The sequence below is a fragment of the Pseudomonas sp. S2_F07 genome (assembly GCF_054668325.1).
The window spans coordinates 5,747,405-5,765,756 of the sequence record NZ_CP162758.1 but is presented as its reverse complement, the minus strand read 5'-3'; the positions used below and the strand labels follow the sequence as shown (position 1 = coordinate 5,765,756).

The window sequence follows — 18,352 nt, the reverse complement described above, 5'->3', positions numbered from 1 at the left end:
CCATGATGCCAGCCATTTACAGCTGACCCAGCACCGGCGTGCTCACACGCACATCGGCGTTCTGCCCACGGTGGCGCAGCAGGTGATCCATCAGCACGATGGCCATCATCGCCTCGGCAATCGGCGTGGCGCGGATGCCCACGCACGGATCGTGACGGCCCTTGGTGATCACTTCCACCGGGCTGCCATGGATGTCGATGGAACGGCCCGGTGTGGTGATGCTCGATGTCGGCTTCAGCGCCAGGTGCGCAACGATGGGCTGACCGGAGGAAATACCGCCGAGAATGCCGCCCGCATTGTTGCTGAGGAAACCTTCCGGGGTCATTTCATCGCGGTGCTCGGTGCCACGCTGGGCGACACTGGCGAAACCGGAGCCGATTTCCACGCCCTTGACCGCGTTGATGCTCATCAGCGCATGGGCCAGTTCGGCGTCGAGACGGTCGAAGATCGGCTCGCCCAGGCCCGGCATCACGCCTTCGGCGACCACTGTAATCTTCGCGCCGACCGAGTCCTGGTCCCGGCGCAACTGGTCCATGTAGGCTTCCAGTTCCGGCACCTTGTCCGGGTCCGGGCTGAAGAAGGCGTTCTGCTCGACCGATTCCCAGGTCTTGAACGGGATTTCAATCGGCCCCAGCTGGCTCATGTAGCCGCGAATGACGATGCCCTGGCTGGCCAGGTATTTTTTCGCAATCGCACCGGCCGCGACGCGCATCGCGGTTTCGCGGGCCGAACTGCGGCCGCCGCCGCGATAATCACGCTCGCCGTACTTGTGGTGGTAGGTGTAGTCGGCATGGGCCGGGCGGAACAGATCCTTGATCGCCGAGTAGTCCTTGGACTTTTGGTCGGTATTGCGGATCAACAGGCCGATGGCGCAACCGGTGGTGCGGCCTTCGAACACGCCGGAGAGGATTTCGACTTCGTCGGCTTCCTGGCGCTGGGTCGTGTGGCGGCTGGTGCCGGGCTTGCGGCGGTCCAGGTCACGCTGCAGATCCTCAAGGGATATCTCCAGCCCCGGCGGGCAGCCATCGACAATGGCGACCAACGCCGGGCCATGGCTTTCGCCCGCGGTGGTGACAGTGAACAGCTTGCCGTAGGTATTGCCGGACATGCAGGACGCTCCGTGAAATGAACCTGAATACGTAATGCGCGCCAGTATACGCAGGCTACCCAAGTAGTTCATCCTCGAACCTTATGGGTGCCTGTGAGTCCAACCGGCATCTTCTTGATGATGGCGCGATGATGCTGCGAGTTCTAGCCTTGAGCCTTACAATGATTTCCGGCTTCGCCCAGGCGACTGTCCTGCAACGACCGATCACCCTGGATACCGGCACCGGCGAGCTTTTCGGCTCATTGTTGCTGCCAAAGTCCGACAATCGAGTGCCGGTTGTGCTGATCATTTCCGGTTCCGGCCCTACGGACCGTGACGGAAACAACACCGACGGCGGGCGCAATGACAGCCTCAAGCGTCTGGCCTGGGTGCTGGCCAAACACAACATCGCCAGCGTGCGCTACGACAAGCGCGGCGTGGCCGCAAGCCTGGCGGCCACCCCGGATGAACGCAATCTGACGGTGGACGCCTATGTGGCCGACGCTCAGGCCTGGGGCCGCAAGCTCAAGACCGATCCGCGTTTCGGCCAGTTGATCGTGCTGGGTCACAGCGAAGGCGCCTTGATCGCCAGCCTCGCTGCGCCGGACATCGATGCCGACGCGGTGATTTCTGTCTCGGGCAGCGCAAGGCCAGTGGATCAGGTCATTCGCGAGCAACTGGGCAATCGCCTGCCACCACCGTTGATGCTGCGCAGCAATGAATTGCTCGACAGCCTCAAGGCCGGGAAACCCGACGACAATGTGCCGCCACCCTTGCAGGCGATTTTCCGCCCGAGCGTGCAGCCTTACCTGATTTCCCTGTTCCGCCAGGACCCGGCCACGGCATTTGCCAAGCTGAAGATGCCAGCACTGATCATCCAGGGCAGCAACGACATCCAGGTCGGAGTCAATGACGCAAGGCTGCTCAAGGCAGCCAAACCGGACGCCGAACTGGCGCTGATCGAGGGCATGAACCACGTCATGCGCATCGTGCCCAACGACGTCAAACGCCAGATGGCCTCCTATAAAGACCCGCAGTTACCCCTGGCGGCGGAACTGGGCACGCGAATCCTCGGTTTTATTGACGGACTTCGCGCCAGTTAACCTCCAGTCTTGAAAAAAACGGCCGATAAGCCTTTGTCGCCAACACATTGGTTGGCGACAAGCTGAGCTTGGACAGGATCTCGCCGTTATGACTGACACCCAGACTTCACCCGACACCAGCGCTGAAAAAGACGCACCGCCAGCGGTCGAGCTACCCTGGGCGGACGTCCACGTCGAGCACCACAAGATGCTCCGTCTGGCGCCGCTGCAGACTGACCGCAACACTGGCGGGCGCCCATTGCGCTTTGTCGAATTAGGCTATGCCGAGCGCAACGACAAGGCGCACAGCCTGATGCGCATGAGCATCACCCTGCCCGGCCAGCGCGTACGCAAGGAGCAGAATCATCTGGACGTGTGGGTCGATCACGCCGAAAAACGCGTGCATTTCGGACCGGAAAGCGGATTGCAGATTGAACCGCTGAACCGTGGCATTGGCCGCTACATGGCGGCCCAGGGCATCAACTGGGCAAAGAAGCGCTGGCCGACCTACACCGTCGACGGCTTTGACCTGAACAACAAGGATGCACTGAACGAAGACACCCGCTTGCGTCGCGATCATTTTTTGCGCGTGCATGGGTTCGACGTGGTGTATGCCGATGCCCAGCATTTGAAAGGCAGCGTCAAGGCGGTCAAGGTCGGCGACCTCTCTGGCGAGTGGAACAGCGAAAAACTGCAGGTCGTGGAAATTCTCGAGGCGGCGCAGATGCTCCAGCAAGCCGAGCAGAACCTGGCCGAGCAGGAAGTCAAACTCAAGAAACACGAAGAGAAAGTCAGCAAGTACAAACGCGAAGACGCCGGGCTGCGATTCACCATCACCTGCCTGGTGGCGTTTGCGGTGTTTCAGGCGGGGCTGCTGATCTGGATTGCTACGCACCGTTGAATCAAAAGATCGCAGCCTGCGGCAGCTCCTACAGGAATACGCATTCCATGTAGGAGCTGCCGCAGGCTGCGATCTTTTGCTTTTTAAATGCGGGAAACGAACAACGCCTGATGCTCCCGGCACTGCTGCGCGCTGAGCATGAACACACCATGGCCGCCACGCTCGAACTCCAGCCAGGCGAAGTCCACTTCCGGGTACAGCGCCTCGACGTGCACCTGGCTGTTGCCCACTTCGACAATCAGCAAGCCCTTCTCGGTCAGATGATCCGCCGCCTCGGCGAGCATGCGTCGCACCAGGTTCAAACCGTCATCACCGCAGGCCAGGCCCAGCTCCGGTTCGTGCTGGTATTCGTCCGGCATGTCGGCGAAATCTTCTGCGTCGACGTAGGGCGGGTTCGACACGATCAGGTCGAAACGCTGACCCGGCAAGCCTTCGAAGCCGTCGCCCTGCACCGTGTACACACGCTCATCGACGCCATGGCGCTCGATGTTCTGGTTGGCCACTTCCAGCGCTTCGAACGACAGGTCGGCCAGCACCACTTCGGCATGCTGGAACTCGTAGGCGCAAGCGATGCCGATGCAGCCGGAGCCGGTGCACAGGTCGAGAATTCGCGCCGGCTCGTTGGCCAGCCACGGGGTAAAACGATTTTCAATCAGCTCGCCAATGGGTGAACGCGGGATCAGCACGCGCTCATCGACGATGAACGACATGCCGCAGAACCAGGCCTCACCCAGCAGGTAAGCGGTCGGCACCCGATCTTCGATGCGGCGCTTGAGCAAAAGCTGCAGGTGAACCACTTCGTCTTCTTCCAGATTGCAGTCGAGGTAGCTATCGGCGATTTCCCACGGCAGGTGCAGCGCGCCCAACACCAATTGCCGGGCTTCGTCCCAGGCATTGTCGGTACCGTGGCCGAAAAACAGATCCTCCCCATGGAAGCGGCTGACGGCCCAACGGATATGGTCACGCAGGGTGCGAAGGCGGGAAGTGATCACGACGGCAAACTCCAGAAAAATCGACGGGGGATTCTACCAGTCAAACGACGTCACGACGACGCGGGAAACCACCGATTCAAATGTAGGAGTTATCCATTTTTTCGCCAGGCTATTGAACAAAACGCGACTATTGACAAGGCTACAGGCCAGCAACGACGGCACCTGTGATCGTAGCCATTCACAGAACCGCTCAGCCAGAGGACAATGGCGCAAAAGCCCCACTCCAAGGAGCCCCAGAATGTCTGTTCCAAAAACGATGTTTCAACTCAGTGGCCGCGGTTATGCAGCGGCCAATCTGAGCCATGCCACGCTGGTCATCATCGATGCCCAGAAAGAATACCTCAGCGGTCCCCTGGCCCTGAGCGGCATGGATGAAGCTGTCGCGAACATCAAGCAATTGCTTGCCGCTGCCCGCGCCGCCGGCCGGCCGATCGTGCATGTCCGCCACCTCGGTACGCTCGGCGGGTTGTTCAACCCCCAGGGCGTAGGTGGTGAGTTCATTCCGGGCCTGGAGCCACAGAGCGATGAAACCGTCATCGGCAAATTGCTGCCAAGCGCGTTTCACGGCACCGAACTGGCACAACGCCTGGAAGACCTCGGCGCCCTTGACCTGATCGTCTGCGGCTTCATGAGCCACTCCAGCGTCAGCACCACGGTGCGTGCCGCCAAGAACCTGGGCTTTCGCTGCACCCTGGTGGAAGACGCCTGCGCCACCCGCGACCTGCCTTACAAGGGCGGCGTGCTCAGTGCCGCACACGTTCATCAGACGGAAATGGCGATCATGGGCGACAACTTCGCCACCCTCGCGCTGACCCGTGAACTGATCTGATCGACGCTCAATGAGCGGCATGGAACGCCGCTCATCCGCAAAAGCCTCCCATTTGCCGTAATTGTCTTAGCCTCAGGAACATCCCGGTCAACTCCCGGTCGAAGGGCCGATACCCATTGAGGAAGGTCGGAATGAAGTTATCCGATGGTTTTGACGCTCGCCGCTTGCGGCCCAAAGGCCAAAGCAACTGGCGATTTCGAATCGGCGCGACGTTCGCAGCGTTGCTGGCGATGTGTGGCGTATTGCTCGCCATGGCCGGTGCCGCCAGCCTGCTCGGCCACGCACCCGCCCTGGGTGAATTGAACACCAGCCGCACCGGTGCCGCCGTGATCCTGGCGATCGGCCTGTTCGTGCTGTACCTCGGTGTCTGGTTATGGCGCCGTTGCCGTCGTCGCTCGCGGCAGTCGCGGGAACTGGCCATGTCCCCGCACCTGATGAAAAAACACGACTGAGCCTGGCGTCGCGCGCGTTTTTGTCGCGCCCGATTCGCTTCGAGTTGGGTAAACTGGCCGCCCTTCGCGGAGGCTGACATGCAAGACGACGATTTTTCCCTGTTCAAAAGCGCGATCCAAGGCGTCAAGCCGATCAAGCACGATCGCGCCGAAACCGGCAAACCCAAGGCTGACCGCGCGCAGATTGCCAAGCTGCGTCAAGCGGCGACCGTACGCACCGAATCCACCACCGTCGACGGGCTGTCCGATCAGTTCGTCATCGACGTCGGCCCTGAAGATGAGCTGATGTGGGCCCGCGATGGCGTGCAGGAAAGCCAGATGCGCAAGCTCAAGGTCGGGCAGATTCCGTTCGAAGGCAGCCTCGACCTGCACGGCATGAGCGTGGAAAAGGCCCGGGAAACCCTCTGGGCGTTCCTGGCCGAAGCCACCAGATTCGAAATCCGCTGCGTGCGCGTCACCCATGGCAAAGCCGTGCGACTGGACGGCAAGCGGCCGATGATCAAGAGCCACGTCAACACCTGGCTGCGCCAGCATCCACAGGTGCTCGGCTTCACCTCGTGCCAGGCCAAACACGGTGGTGCCGGCGCGGTTTATGTGATGCTCAAACGTACCATGATGGAAGGTCGCGACGAGTAAAGCTGACGCGTCACGCTTGCAGCGTCGTGCCCGTCACCGTACCCTTGCCCTTTGCGTAAAATCCCACAGGTAGTTTCATGTCCCTGGAACAGAATTACACGGCGATCCTCGGCCAGCTCGGCGAGGACGTTTCCCGCGAAGGCCTGCTCGACACGCCAAAACGTGCCGCCAAAGCCATGCAGTACCTCTGCCGCGGCTATGAACAGACACTGGAAGAGGTCACCAACGGTGCCCTGTTCAGCTCCGACAACAGTGAAATGGTGCTGGTCAAGGACATCGAGTTGTACTCGTTGTGCGAACACCACCTGCTGCCGTTCATCGGCAAGGCTCACGTCGCCTACATCCCGAGCGGCAAGGTCCTGGGCCTGTCGAAAGTGGCGCGGATCGTCGACATGTACGCCCGTCGCCTGCAGATCCAGGAAAACCTCAGCCGCCAGATCGCCGACGCGGTCCAGCAGGTCACCGGTGCCTTGGGCGTCGCGGTGGTGATCGAGGCCAAGCACATGTGCATGATGATGCGCGGTGTGGAAAAGCAGAATTCGACGATGATCACCTCGGTGATGCTCGGAGAGTTCCGTGAAAACGCCGCCACTCGCAGCGAATTCCTCAGCCTCATCAAGTAATTCGCGGCACGAAGAAAACCGGCATTCATCGCCGGTTTTTTTTCGCCTGCAAAAAATCAGGTAAGCTGCGCGCCCTTCTTCATTCGCACCGTGAGGCTTTCAACGTGTTCGTAAAAGCGCTTCGTGTCGGCCTTGGCCAACTGATCATCTTCATCGACTTCATCACCCGCCCAGGCAAGAAGCAGCGTCCGGCGGAAGTTCAGGCACAGGTCAACTCGGCTGCCAAGGGCCTGACGCTGTATCAATTCCACGCCTGCCCGTTCTGCGTGAAGACCCGCCGCACCTTGCGCCGCCTGAATGTGCCGGTGGCACTGCGTGATGCGAAGAACAACGAACAGGATCGCCAGACCCTGCTCGAGCAAGGCGGCAAGATCAAGGTGCCGTGCCTGCGCATTGAAGATAATGGCCAGACCACCTGGATGTATGAGTCCAAGGTGATCATTGATTATCTGGACAAGCGTTTCGCGGCGGCCTGATGTTTTTGTGGTGATCTGACTGACGCCTTCGTCGGAACGCCGCCCGGAGCAAGCCCGCACAGGCACCGCAAATCCCGGACAAAAATAAACCGGCCCTCGCGCCGGTTTATTTGTTTTCACGCTGCTTTTGCGGCCTGGGCAGCACGCACCACCGCCGCCAACCGCTCGAGCCCTTCATCCAGCCGCGCCGGATCAATGTGGCTGAAGTTCAACCGCAGATACCCCGGATGATTATCCGGCTCGGGGAAGAACGGTTCGCCCGGCATGAACGCCACGTCGTTGGCCAGCGCGGCATTGAGCAAGGTGCGGGTGTCGTGCGGCTGCTTGAGTTTCAACCAGAAAAACAGCCCGCCCTGCGGCACGTTCCAGTCCGCCAGATCCGAGAAGTGCGTTTCCAGCGCAGCCTGAAATGCATCCCGACGCCCCCGATAAAAGTCGCGCAACCCACTACGGTGTTGCTGGTATTTCTCGGTGCCAATCCATTGCAACGCCTGCCACTGGCCGACCCGATTGGTGTGCAAATCCGCCGACTGCTTGAGTTTCAACAAATGGGGAAACAAGTCCGGGCTGGCGATCAGGTAGCCGACGCGCAAACCCGGCAACAGGGTTTTCGATACGGTCCCGGTATAGATCCAGCTGGCCTTCTTCAAGCGGCTGACAATCGGGGTGGCGCTGCCACCGTCGAAGGTCAGTTCGCGGTAAGGCTCGTCTTCAATCAGTGTCACGCCGAATTCATCGAGCAACGCCGCCACCGCGTCGCGCTTGGCTTCGCTGTAACGCACCGCCGATGGATTCTGGAAGGTCGGGATCAGGTAAATGAAGGCCGGACGGTGTTGCTCCAGCCGAGCGCGTAGCTCCGTCAGGTTCGGCCCGTCGGCCTCCAGAGGCACGGTCAGGCAATCGGCGCCGAACAGCTGGAAAATCTGCAACGCCGCCAGATAAGTCGGCGCCTCGAGCAGGATTTCGGTGCCCTTGTCGATGTACAGCTTGGCCGCCAGGTCGAGGGTTTGCTGTGAGCCGCTGACCACCAGCACCTGGCTTGCCTCGCACGGCACTCCCAACGCTCGCGCCTCGGCGGCCAGCGCTTCACGCAGCGCCGACTCGCCTTCGCTCATGCCGTATTGGCCCATGGAAACCGGCATCCGGGCCCAATCGACCTTCGGCAACATGGCTTCGGCCGGCAGACCGCCTGCAAACGACATCATCTGCGGACGTTGGGCCGCGGCGAGGATTTCACGGATCAAAGAACTTTTAAGGCGCGAGACACGTTCGGAAAAAGCCATGGGGATCACCGGTAGCGAGGCATGTGAAAAATGAGTCAAACTTGTTGACCGAAATTACGCCTCCCCGAACGGATACGTCAATATGCTTGACCTTAAAAACCCGCTTTCCCAGCAGCAGGCCATGGAAGCGTTTTTCTTCGGCTACCAGGCCTTCACCGCCAAGGCCGATGAAATGCTCGAACGTCGCGGCCTGAGCCGGGTGCATCAGCGCATCGTGTTTTTCATCGCCCGCTATCCGAACCTGAGCGTAAAGGAACTGCTGGCATTGCTCGGCGTGAGCAAGCAGGCGTTGAACATGCCGTTGCGGCAATTGTTGGAGATGCATCTGGTGGAAAGCGTCGCGTCCGAAACCGACAAGCGCAAGCGCCTGCTGGAGTTGACCGCCGAAGGCGCGCGGTTTGAACAGGCGCTACGGCGCGAGCAGGTGAAATTGCTGGAGCGGGTGTTTGCCGAGGCCGGGGAGACGGCGGTGAATGGGTGGCTGGCGGTGAATCTGGCGTTGGGGGAAAGCCAGGCGCATACCGACTGAATCATTCTGCCTGCTGATTTTGATGCTGACTGATCCGGCCTCTTCGCGAGCAAGCCCGCTCCCACAGGTTTCGATTCGGTCAAAAAATATGCGCAGATCCGCCGCTTCCTGTGGGAGCGGGCTTGCTCGCGAAGGCGTCGGAACAGGCGATATATCCCTAAAGCCAAACTTTTCGTAAACAAAATCAAAAACATTATTTGCTTTCTTTGTATACAAAAGCATAATCCACTTCGTGCGAGTTCCTGACCAAGAGGTCAACAAATTCGCAAGTGCCTCAAAGGGCCGCTGCCACCCTCATGGGTCCGGCCCTGGAAATAACAATAAAACTCTTGAGGAGTATTCGCTGTGGAAAGCCGCAAATCCGAAGCATCGACGCTGGATCTCTCGCCGCCATTACGCAATGGCTTGCTGGAACGTCTGTTCAAACTCAGCTTGCACGGCACCACGGTGAAGACCGAGCTGATCGCCGGTCTGACAACCTTCATCACCATGGCTTACATCATTTTCGTCAACCCCAACATCATGGCCGACGCCGGGATCGATCACGGTGCGGCGTTCGTCGCCACCTGCATCGCCGCGGCCCTGGGTTGCCTGTTGATGGGCCTGTACGCCAACTGGCCGGTCGGCCTGGCACCGGGCATGGGGTTGAACGCCTTCTTCACCTACACCGTGGTCGGCACCATGGGCTACAACTGGGAAACCGCCCTCGGCGCGGTGTTTGTGTCCGGTGTGTTGTTCATGATCCTGACCTTCTCGCGGATCCGTGAATGGCTGCTCAACAGCATCCCGGTCAGCCTGCGCTTCGCCATGGGCGCCGGCGTGGGTCTATTCCTGGGGCTGATCGGCCTGAAAACCGCGGGTATCGTCGTCGATAGCCCGGCCACACTGATCAAGCTCGGCTCCCTGCGCGAACCTGGTCCGCTGCTCGCCGCCGTGTGCTTCCTGATGATCTCCATCCTCAGCTATCACAAGGTGTTCGGCGCGATCCTCATCAGCATCATCACCGTGACCCTCGCTGGCTGGGGTCTGGGCCTGGTGCACTACGAGGGCATCATGTCGGCTCCACCGAGCCTCGCACCCACCTTCATGGCCATGAACGTCGCCGGCGTGTTCAACGTCAGCATGATCAGCGTGGTCCTGGCGTTCCTCTTCGTACATATGTTCGACACCGCCGGTACCTTGATGGGGGTTGCCCAGCGCGCCAATCTGGTCGGTGCTGACGGCCGCATCGAAAACCTCTCCCGCGCCATGAAAGCTGATAGTGCTTCCAGCGTATTCGGCGCGGTAGTCGGCGTTCCGCCGGTCACCAGCTACGTGGAAAGTGCCGCTGGTGTAGCTGCGGGTGGTCGGACTGGTCTTACCGCAGTGACCGTAGGTGTGCTATTTATTGCAGCCATGTTCTTCGCACCCCTGGCCGGGATGATTCCTGCCTATGCAACCGCGGGTGCACTGATTTATGTAGCAATGCTGATGATGGGCGGCATGGCCCATATCGAATGGGACGAAGCCACCGACAGCATTCCGGCGATTGTCACCGCAATCATGATGCCGCTGACCTTCTCGGTCGCCGACGGTATCGCACTGGGCTTCATCACCTACGTGGCGCTGAAGGCCGGTACCGGCAAGTACAAGGAAATTTCCGTGAGCCTGTGGGTGCTCTGCGCGATCTTCATCGCCAAGTTCATCTTCTTGTAAGCCACACGCGGTACACACTTGAAAACAGCCTCACCCCGTCGGGTGGGGCTTTTGTGCAAATGGAGGAAAGTGATGAGTCTGGAAACCTGGCTGCTGTTCAGCGGCGCTGCGCTGATAGTGATCCTGATCCCGGGGCCGCTGTCGTTGCTGATGATCAGCAACAGTCTGAATTACGGCCTGCGCCGCTCTTACCCGGCCTTTCTGGGCGGCGTATCGGCCTCGATCTGCCTGCTCAGTGCATCGGCGCTGGGCCTGGGTGCGTTGTTGCTGGCGTCGGAACAGCTGTTCAGTGCCCTGAAGATACTTGGCGCCCTTTACCTGTTCTACCTCGCCTGGCAGAGCTGGCAGCAATCGCGCCAGCCTTCCCACGGCGCTGAAGTGCCACAAGCCGCGCCGGTGCCACGCTTTCGCGCACTGTTCGGGCGTGCGTTCATGCTGGGCGCAAGCAACCCGAAAGACATCCTGTTCTTCGCCGCTTTCCTGCCGCAGTTCCTGAGTGCCGAACAGCCGTTCCTGCCGCAGTTGCTGGTGATGATTGTCACTTGGACACTGCTGGATCTGGCCTGCAAGTTGGCTTATGGCCTCGGCGCCCATGGTGCGGCGCGGTATCTGCGCAGCGGCAAGGGCCAGAGCTGGTTTAACCGGATCAGTGCAGGGTTGTTCAGTGGCGCGGGTGCAGCGTCCCTGCTGAGCCGCTAAACAGCAAGATCAAAAGATCGCAGCCTTCGGCAGCTCCTACGCGGGATATGTAGGAGCTGTCGAAGGCTGCGATCTTTTGACTTTTTCACAGACGAAAAAAAGCCCGCAGTGTGAGCGGGCGAAAGACCAAAGAAGCTATATGCGCAGTCGCTTCCAGGGTGCAGCTGCTGCCTGGGGGATCAGCTGCCGCGGTAGGTGGAGTAGCTGTAAGGCGAAATCAACAACGGCACATGGTAGTGATCCTGCTCGGCGGAGATGCCAAAACGCAGCACCACCACATCAAGAAATGCAGGCTCCGGCAGCTTGACGCCACGGGCGCGGTAGTAATCGCCCGCATGAAACTGGACCTGATAGACCCCGGTGCGGTAGTCATCGCCTTGCAGCAGCGGCGCATCGACACGGCCATCGCTGTTGGTGACGGCAGTGGCGACCAATTCCAGCTGCGATCCTTCAACGCGGTACAACTCGACCTTGATCGAGCTGCCCGGGCAACCGTGTGCTGCGTCCAAAACGTGTGTAGTCAAACGTCCCATTGATTCTGCGCGCCTGCCTGCGTGGAGCAGTCAGACTTCGCGCCTCCCGAAGTCAGTTGAAAAGGAGACCGCACCGATTCGGAGCACGAAAAGCTGCGGCGAGCGACTGATTAAGACACTTTTAAAGAAAATTGTACACAATAAAAACGACATTTTTCGCATCACCCTCGCCATCTGCATATTTGCCGTCGAACCGCACAACCTATAAGCCTTTCAATTAATAATTGACCAGTCAGGCAGATTTCTTGCAGGCTCACGCCAATAGCAGTAAAAGATGACAGTCGGTGAAAAATGCGAAAAATCAGGCTTACAAAGTGAATATAAAGTTGTATACAATCAGCCCATCGCTGTGACGCCAGCCTGCCATCCAGTTTTCAGCTGCGTCACACCAACCGTCATCATCGAATAAGAAGGAAGCCTGCAGTGAGCGCTGACTACCCACGCGACCTGGTCGGTTACGGCAGTAACCCTCCTCACCCCCACTGGCCGGGCAATGCCCGCATTGCCCTGTCGTTCGTACTCAATTACGAAGAAGGCGGCGAGCGCAACATCCTGCACGGTGACAAAGAATCCGAAGCCTTCCTCTCGGAAATGGTTTCTGCCCAGCCGCTGCAAGGCGCGCGCAACATGAGCATGGAATCCCTCTACGAGTATGGCAGCCGTGCCGGCGTGTGGCGGATCCTGAAGCTGTTCAAGGAGTTCGACATTCCGCTGACCATCTTCGCCGTGGCCATGGCCGCCCAGCGCCACCCGGACGTGATCCGCGCCATGGTCGATGCCGGCCACGAGATCTGCAGCCACGGCTATCGCTGGATCGACTACCAGTACATGGATGAAACCCAGGAACGCGAGCACATGCTCGAAGCGATCCGCATCCTCACCGAAATCACCGGCGAACGCCCACTGGGCTGGTACACCGGCCGCACCGGCCCGAACACCCGTCGCCTGGTGATGGAAGAAGGTGGTTTCCTCTACGACTGCGACACCTACGACGACGACCTGCCCTACTGGGAACCGAACAACCCGACCGGCAAGCCGCACCTGGTGATCCCGTACACCCTGGACACCAACGACATGCGCTTCACCCAGGTCCAGGGCTTCAACAAGGGCGACGATTTCTTCGAATACCTCAAAGACGCGTTCGATGTGCTCTACGCCGAAGGCGCGGAGGCACCGAAAATGCTCTCGATCGGCCTGCACTGCCGCCTGATCGGCCGTCCGGCGCGTCTGGCTTCGCTCAAGCGCTTTATCGAATACGCTAAAAGTCATGAACAGGTGTGGTTCAGCCGTCGCGTCGACATCGCGCGTCACTGGCAAGAAACCCACCCGTACACAGGGGCTGCCAAATGAGCACCTTTCAAACCGTCAAACCTTCGAGCCTGAGCCGCGACGCCTTTGTCGCCGCTTTCGCCGACATCTACGAACATTCGCCATGGGTGGCCGAGAAGGCCTTCGACCTGGGCCAGGACGCTTCGATCGACGAGATCGAAACCCTGCACCAGCGCATGAGCGACATCCTGTTGAGCGCCGATCACCAAAGCCAGCTGGCTTTGATCAACGCTCACCCGGACCTGGCCGGTAAAGCCGCCGTCCAGGGACAATTGACCGAAGCCAGCACTAATGAGCAGGCTGGCGCCGGTATTCACCAATGCACGGCCGAAGAGTTTTCTCGCTTCACCGAGCTGAACGACGCCTACAAAGCCAAGTTCAAGTTTCCCTTCATCATGGCGGTAAAAGGCAGCAACCGGCATCAGATCCTCGCAGCGTTCGAAACGCGCATCCACAACTCGGTCGAGACCGAATTCAAATGCGCGCTGGCGCAGATCAACAAGATCGCCCTGTTCCGATTACTGACCCTATAGCAAGCCTGGCCTGAGCGGATTCAAGAACGCCGAAACCGCCAAGGGCCTCGCAAGCATCCCAAGCCACTTATTTAAAGGCAGACAAGAAGAATGAAAGCTTACGCCGTACCTTTCGAGAAGTTCGTCAACCTGGCCGATGCCCGCCTGGGCACCAAGATCATCTCGGTCACCGATGACTGGTTCGCAGACGCCAACCGTCTGTTCCAACCGACCCCGGCCGTATGGAAGGAGGGCGTGTTCGATGACAACGGCAAGTGGATGGACGGCTGGGAATCGCGCCGCAAGCGCTTCGAAGGCTTCGACAGTGCTGTGATCCGCCTGGGCGTACCGGGTTCGATCAAGGGCGTCGACATCGACACTTCATTCTTCACCGGCAACTTCCCGCCGTCGGCGTCCCTGGAAGCCTGCTTCCTGGCTTCGGGCGAGCCAGATGACAACACCCAGTGGATTGAAGTGCTGTCCGCCGTCGAGCTGCAAGGCAACAGCCACCACTTCCACGAAATCAACAACGACCAGGCGTTCAGCCACCTGCGCTTCAACATCTACCCGGACGGCGGTGTTGCCCGTCTGCGCGTGTACGGCATTCCGTTCCGCGACTGGTCCGCTGTCGGCGACAACGAGCAAGTCGACCTGGCCGCTGCCCTCAACGGTGGCCGCGCCCTCGCCTGCTCCGACGAACACTTCGGCCGCATGAGCAACATCCTCAACCCGGGCCGTGGCATCAACATGGGCGATGGCTGGGAAACCGCACGTCGTCGCACCCCGGGCAATGACTGGGTCATCGTCGCGTTGGGCCACCCGGGCGAGATCGAGAAAATCATCGTCGACACCCTGCACTTCAAGGGTAACTACCCGGACACTTGCTCGATCCAGGGCGCGTTCGTGAAGGGCGGCACCGACAGCCAGATCGAAACCCAGTCGCTGTTCTGGCGCGAACTGCTGCCAAGCCAGAAGCTGGAAATGCACGCCGAGCACACCTTCGCCGAGCAGATCAAGGCGCTGGGCCCGATCACCCACATCCGCCTGAACGTGTTCCCGGATGGTGGTGTGAGCCGCCTGCGTGTACTGGGCAAGGTCGCGAAGTAATGCTGAGCCTGTAGGAGCTGCCGTAGGCTGCGATCTTTTGATCTTGATCTTACAAAGCAAAGTCAAAAGATCGCAGGCTGCGCCAGCTCCTACAGGTAATGCGGTAAACCGAACATACATTTGAAGAAAAGAAGAACAGCATGCGCACACTGACGATTGAACCGCTGACCAAAGAAGCCTTCGCCCCTTTCGGTGACGTGATCGAAACCGACGGCAGCGATCACTTCATGATCAACAACGGTTCGACCATGCGCTTCCATAAACTGGCTGTGGTCGAAACCGCAAAGCCTGAGGACAACGCGATCATCAGCATCTTCCGCGCCGACGCGCAGGACATGCCGCTGACCGTGAGCATGCTGGAACGCCATCCGCTGGGCAGCCAGGCTTTCATACCGCTGCTCGGCAACCCCTTTCTGATCGTGGTCGCGCCACTTGGCGATGAACCTGTATCAGGCTTGGTCCGCGCCTTCGTCACCAACGGCAGGCAGGGCATTAATTACCATCGCGGCGTTTGGCACCACCCGGTGCTGACGATCGAAAAGCGGGATGACTTCCTGGTGGTTGATCGCAGTGGCACAGGCAATAACTGCGATGAGCATTTTTTCAAAGAGGATGAGCGTTTGATCCTCGCCCCCCACCAATAAGAGAAGAGTCCGATCACTCGACAACAGAGTGACGGGCGAGAGGTAAAGACTGTGGAAGCACATCTGTTGGAATGGCTGAACCTGAGCGTGCGCTGGGTTCACATGATTACTGGCGTGGCCTGGATCGGTGCGTCGTTCTATTTCGTATGGCTGGAAAACAACCTCAACCGGGTCAACCCGAAAAGCGGTCTGGCTGGCGACTTGTGGGCAATCCACGGTGGCGGTATCTACCACCTGGAAAAATACAAGCTGGCTCCACCGACCATGCCGGACAACCTGCACTGGTTCAAATGGGAAGCCTACTTCACCTGGATGTCGGGTATCGCGCTGCTGTGCGTGGTGTTCTACTCCAACCCGACGCTTTACCTGCTGGCTCCGGGCAGCTCCCTGAGCGGTCCTGAAGGCGTACTGTTGGGCATCGGCTCGCTGTTCATCGGCTGGTTCGTCTACTCCTTCCTGTGCGACTCGGCCCTGGGCAAACGCCCTGCCCTGCTAGGTGGAATCCTGTTCGTCCTGATCATCGCCGCGGCCTACGGCTTCAGCAAAGTGTTCAGCGGTCGGGGTGCGTACCTGCACGTCGGCGCGATCATCGGCACCATCATGGTCGGCAACGTGTTCCGCATCATCATGCCGGCGCAACGCGCACTGGTAGCGGCGATTGCCGAGAACCGCACGCCGGATCCGGCGCTGCCGGCCAAAGGCCTGCTGCGTTCGCGCCACAACAACTACTTCACCTTGCCGGTGCTGTTCATCATGATCAGCAACCACTTCCCGAGCACCTACGGCAGCCAGTACAACTGGTTGATCCTGGCCGGGATCGCGGTACTGGCGGTGTTGGTGCGTCACTACTTCAACACCCGTCACGACAGCCACAAGTTTGCCTGGACCCTGCCGGTGGCAGCGGTGGGCATGATCTGCCTGGCTTATGTGACCGGTCCGAAGCCGATGTCCAGTGCCCCTGAAGTGGCCAAGGCACCCGCTGCAATCGAATACCAGCCGCTGCCGGAAACCGCAGTGGGCGGTGGATTGAAACCTGCTGAAGCCAAACCTGCAGAAGCGCCAGCCGCCGCTCCGGCTCAGGCATCCAATGCCGGCCCGGGTTTCGACAAGGTGCACAGCGTGATTCAGGAGCGTTGCGCGGTCTGCCATTCGGCCAAACCGACCAGCCCGTTGTTCAGCGCGGCCCCGGCCGGTGTGATGCTGGACACTCCCGAGCAAATCCGCCAGAACGCACCGCGGATTCAGGCGCAAGCCGTCACCAGCCAGATCATGCCACTGGGCAACATCACGCAGATGACCCAGCAGGAACGTGACCTGATCGGTGCCTGGATTGTGCAGGGAGCCCAGACCAACTAAGCAACACAAAAGCCTGTGTCTAGCGGGCTTTTGTGGCGAGGGAACTTGCTCCCGCTGGACTGCGCAGCAGTCCCCTGCTCTTAAGGTAAAGAGCGGGGCCGCTTCGCGCCCCAGCGGGAGCAAGCTCCCTCGCCACAGATCCACCTGATTCGAATACAGCTGCCGGTAGCACTGCAGCTGTAAATCACAAGAATAAAAAGATCCGAGGTGTTGCATGTCCGAGCTATCCGCAGCGCGCATCCCCGACGCACCCGCCATTCAGCGTTTGCCCCTCTTGCAACTGATCCTGGTCGGTTTGCAGCATGTTCTGCTGATGTACGGTGGTGCCATCGCGGTACCGCTGATCATCGGACAGGCCGCTGGCCTGAATCGTGAAGAAATCGCCTTCCTGATCAACGCCGACCTGCTGGTCGCGGGAATTGCCACTATCGTCCAGTCCCTCGGCATCGGCCCCATGGGCATTCGCATGCCGGTGATGATGGGCGCCAGCTTCGCCGCCGTCGGCAGCATGGTCGCCATGGCCGGCATGCCCGGTATCGGCCTGCAAGGGATCTTCGGCGCGACCATCGCCGCCGGGTTCTTCGGCATGCTCATCGCCCCGTTCATGTCCAAGGTCGTGCGCTTCTTCCCGCCGTTGGTGACCGGCACGGTCATCACCTCGATCGGTTTGTCGCTGTTCCCCGTGGCCGTGAACTGGGCCGGCGGCGGTGCCAGCGCCGCTCAATTCGGTTCACCGATCTATCTGGCCATCGCCGCACTGGTGCTGGGTACCATTTTGTTGGTGCATCGCTTCATGCGGGGTTTCTGGGTCAACATCTCTGTCCTGATCGGCATGTGCCTGGGCTACGTGCTCTGCGGCCTGATCGGCATGGTTGACCTCAGTGGCATGGCCCAGGCGCCATGGCTGCAATTCGTCACACCGCTGCACTTCGGCATGCCGAAATTCGAACTCGCGCCGATCCTGTCCATGTGCCTGGTGGTGGTGATCATTTTCGTCGAGTCCACCGGGATGTTTCTGGCGCTGGGCAAGATCACCGGCCAGGAAGTCTGCCCACGGATGTTGCGTCGCGGCTTGCTGTGCGATGCCGGCGCCTCGTTCTTCGCCGGTTTCTTCAACACCTTCACCCACTCCTCCTTCGCCCAGAACATCGGCCTGGTGCAAATGACCGGCGTGCGCTGCCGTTCGGTGACCATCGTTGCCGGCGGGTTGCTGATCGTGTTGAGCCTGCTGCCCAAAGCCGCTTTTTTGGTGGCGTCGATTCCTCCGGCAGTACTGGGCGGCGCAGCAATTGCGATGTTCGGCATGGTCGCCGCCACCGGGATCAAGATTCTCCAGGAAGCCGACATCGGTGACCGTCGCAACCAACTGCTGGTGGCGGTGAGCATCGGCATGGGGCTGATCCCGGTTGTACGCCCGGAGTTTTTCGCCCACCTGCCCGTGTGGATGAGCCCGATCACCCACAGCGGCATCGCCATGGCCACCCTCAGCGCGCTGACGCTGAACTTGCTGTTCAACATCCTTGGTGGCGCCGAACGCGCGGCCATCAACGACTGCCACGCTCACACCCATTGATCTGACGGATAACC

General features: G+C 60.0%; 20 protein-coding genes. 16 read left to right on the top strand and 4 right to left on the bottom strand.

The annotated features are described in order from the left end of the window. Nucleotides 1-16: 16 nt before the first annotated feature. Complete coding sequence (gene aroC, locus AB4O40_RS26225) at nucleotides 17-1,108, bottom strand: chorismate synthase (RefSeq protein ID WP_460057350.1); 1,092 nt, start codon at nucleotides 1,106-1,108, stop codon at nucleotides 17-19. Between the two features lie 83 nt (nucleotides 1,109-1,191). Here aroC and AB4O40_RS26220 point away from each other — a divergent pair, with 83 nt between their 5' ends. Further along, nucleotides 1,192-2,190, top strand: a complete 999-nt coding sequence (locus AB4O40_RS26220; protein WP_056721827.1) for an alpha/beta hydrolase — start codon at nucleotides 1,192-1,194, stop codon at nucleotides 2,188-2,190. Between the two features lie 88 nt (nucleotides 2,191-2,278). Next, nucleotides 2,279-3,070 (top strand): hypothetical protein, encoded by a 792-nt coding sequence (locus tag AB4O40_RS26215; protein ID WP_056721825.1) that lies wholly within the window; start codon nucleotides 2,279-2,281, stop codon nucleotides 3,068-3,070. An 83-nt stretch (nucleotides 3,071-3,153) separates the two neighbouring features. Here AB4O40_RS26215 and prmB read toward each other — a convergent pair whose 3' ends face one another. Then, nucleotides 3,154-4,062 carry a 50S ribosomal protein L3 N(5)-glutamine methyltransferase gene (gene prmB, locus AB4O40_RS26210; RefSeq protein ID WP_056721823.1) on the bottom strand — a complete coding sequence of 303 codons (909 nt, stop codon included), beginning with the start codon at nucleotides 4,060-4,062 and terminating at the stop codon, nucleotides 3,154-3,156. Nucleotides 4,063-4,300: 238 nt separating this feature from the next. Between prmB and AB4O40_RS26205 the strand changes: the two genes are divergently transcribed. The 5 genes from AB4O40_RS26205 to AB4O40_RS26185 all read left to right on the top strand — a co-directional run bounded on the left by AB4O40_RS26205 (nucleotide 4,301) and on the right by AB4O40_RS26185 (nucleotide 7,078). Beyond that, nucleotides 4,301-4,891 (top strand): cysteine hydrolase family protein, encoded by a 591-nt coding sequence (locus AB4O40_RS26205; RefSeq protein ID WP_056721821.1) that lies wholly within the window; start codon nucleotides 4,301-4,303, stop codon nucleotides 4,889-4,891. A gap of 131 nt (nucleotides 4,892-5,022) precedes the next feature. Then, nucleotides 5,023-5,343 (top strand): hypothetical protein, encoded by a 321-nt coding sequence (locus AB4O40_RS26200; RefSeq protein ID WP_008048404.1) that lies wholly within the window; start codon nucleotides 5,023-5,025, stop codon nucleotides 5,341-5,343. Nucleotides 5,344-5,421: 78 nt separating this feature from the next. Beyond that, complete coding sequence (locus tag AB4O40_RS26195; RefSeq protein ID WP_056721819.1) at nucleotides 5,422-5,979, top strand: Smr/MutS family protein; 558 nt, start codon at nucleotides 5,422-5,424, stop codon at nucleotides 5,977-5,979. A gap of 77 nt (nucleotides 5,980-6,056) precedes the next feature. Beyond that, nucleotides 6,057-6,602, top strand: a complete 546-nt coding sequence (folE, locus tag AB4O40_RS26190) for a GTP cyclohydrolase I FolE (RefSeq protein WP_007988130.1) — start codon at nucleotides 6,057-6,059, stop codon at nucleotides 6,600-6,602. Nucleotides 6,603-6,706: 104 nt separating this feature from the next. Beyond that, nucleotides 6,707-7,078, top strand: coding sequence for a glutathione S-transferase N-terminal domain-containing protein (locus tag AB4O40_RS26185; protein ID WP_056721816.1), 372 nt, complete (start codon nucleotides 6,707-6,709; stop codon nucleotides 7,076-7,078). Between the two features lie 116 nt (nucleotides 7,079-7,194). On the opposite strand, the gene AB4O40_RS26180 is transcribed toward AB4O40_RS26185, so the two are convergent. Next, entirely contained in the window at nucleotides 7,195-8,361 is a 1,167-nt protein-coding gene (locus tag AB4O40_RS26180) for an aminotransferase-like domain-containing protein (RefSeq protein WP_223542322.1), read from the bottom strand. An 82-nt stretch (nucleotides 8,362-8,443) separates the two neighbouring features. Between AB4O40_RS26180 and AB4O40_RS26175 the strand changes: the two genes are divergently transcribed. The 3 genes from AB4O40_RS26175 (at nucleotide 8,444) to AB4O40_RS26165 (ending at nucleotide 11,284) form a co-directional block, all read left to right on the top strand. Beyond that, nucleotides 8,444-8,890, top strand: a complete 447-nt coding sequence (locus AB4O40_RS26175) for a MarR family winged helix-turn-helix transcriptional regulator (protein WP_056721813.1) — start codon at nucleotides 8,444-8,446, stop codon at nucleotides 8,888-8,890. A gap of 345 nt (nucleotides 8,891-9,235) precedes the next feature. Next, nucleotides 9,236-10,585, top strand: coding sequence for an NCS2 family permease (locus AB4O40_RS26170; RefSeq protein WP_008048392.1), 1,350 nt, complete (start codon nucleotides 9,236-9,238; stop codon nucleotides 10,583-10,585). 72 nt (nucleotides 10,586-10,657) lie between these two features. Then, complete coding sequence (locus AB4O40_RS26165; RefSeq protein WP_223542321.1) at nucleotides 10,658-11,284, top strand: LysE family translocator; 627 nt, start codon at nucleotides 10,658-10,660, stop codon at nucleotides 11,282-11,284. A gap of 179 nt (nucleotides 11,285-11,463) precedes the next feature. Here the strand turns inward: AB4O40_RS26165 and uraH are convergent, their stop codons facing one another. After that, nucleotides 11,464-11,817: a hydroxyisourate hydrolase gene (gene uraH, locus AB4O40_RS26160; RefSeq protein ID WP_008017679.1), complete on the bottom strand. Its 354-nt coding sequence runs from the start codon at nucleotides 11,815-11,817 to the stop codon at nucleotides 11,464-11,466. Between the two features lie 423 nt (nucleotides 11,818-12,240). Between uraH and puuE the strand changes: the two genes are divergently transcribed. From puuE to AB4O40_RS26130, 6 genes are all read left to right on the top strand, one after another. Further along, entirely contained in the window at nucleotides 12,241-13,167 is a 927-nt protein-coding gene (puuE, locus tag AB4O40_RS26155) for an allantoinase PuuE (RefSeq protein ID WP_056721809.1), read from the top strand. Further along, a complete protein-coding gene (gene uraD / locus AB4O40_RS26150) occupies nucleotides 13,164-13,679 on the top strand; it encodes a 2-oxo-4-hydroxy-4-carboxy-5-ureidoimidazoline decarboxylase (protein WP_056721807.1) in 516 nt (171 codons plus the stop codon). Before puuE ends, uraD begins: the two co-directional genes overlap by 4 nt. A gap of 90 nt (nucleotides 13,680-13,769) precedes the next feature. Then, nucleotides 13,770-14,765 carry an allantoicase gene (alc, locus tag AB4O40_RS26145; RefSeq protein WP_056721805.1) on the top strand — a complete coding sequence of 332 codons (996 nt, stop codon included), beginning with the start codon at nucleotides 13,770-13,772 and terminating at the stop codon, nucleotides 14,763-14,765. 140 nt (nucleotides 14,766-14,905) lie between these two features. Then, nucleotides 14,906-15,409 (top strand): ureidoglycolate lyase, encoded by a 504-nt coding sequence (locus AB4O40_RS26140; protein ID WP_007993087.1) that lies wholly within the window; start codon nucleotides 14,906-14,908, stop codon nucleotides 15,407-15,409. A 51-nt stretch (nucleotides 15,410-15,460) separates the two neighbouring features. Further along, nucleotides 15,461-16,765: a urate hydroxylase PuuD gene (locus AB4O40_RS26135; protein WP_056721803.1), complete on the top strand. Its 1,305-nt coding sequence runs from the start codon at nucleotides 15,461-15,463 to the stop codon at nucleotides 16,763-16,765. Nucleotides 16,766-16,979: 214 nt separating this feature from the next. Continuing rightward, on the top strand, nucleotides 16,980-18,338 hold the full coding sequence (locus tag AB4O40_RS26130) for a nucleobase:cation symporter-2 family protein (protein WP_056721801.1): 1,359 nt from the start codon (nucleotides 16,980-16,982) through the stop codon (nucleotides 18,336-18,338). Nucleotides 18,339-18,352: the final 14 nt, after the last annotated feature.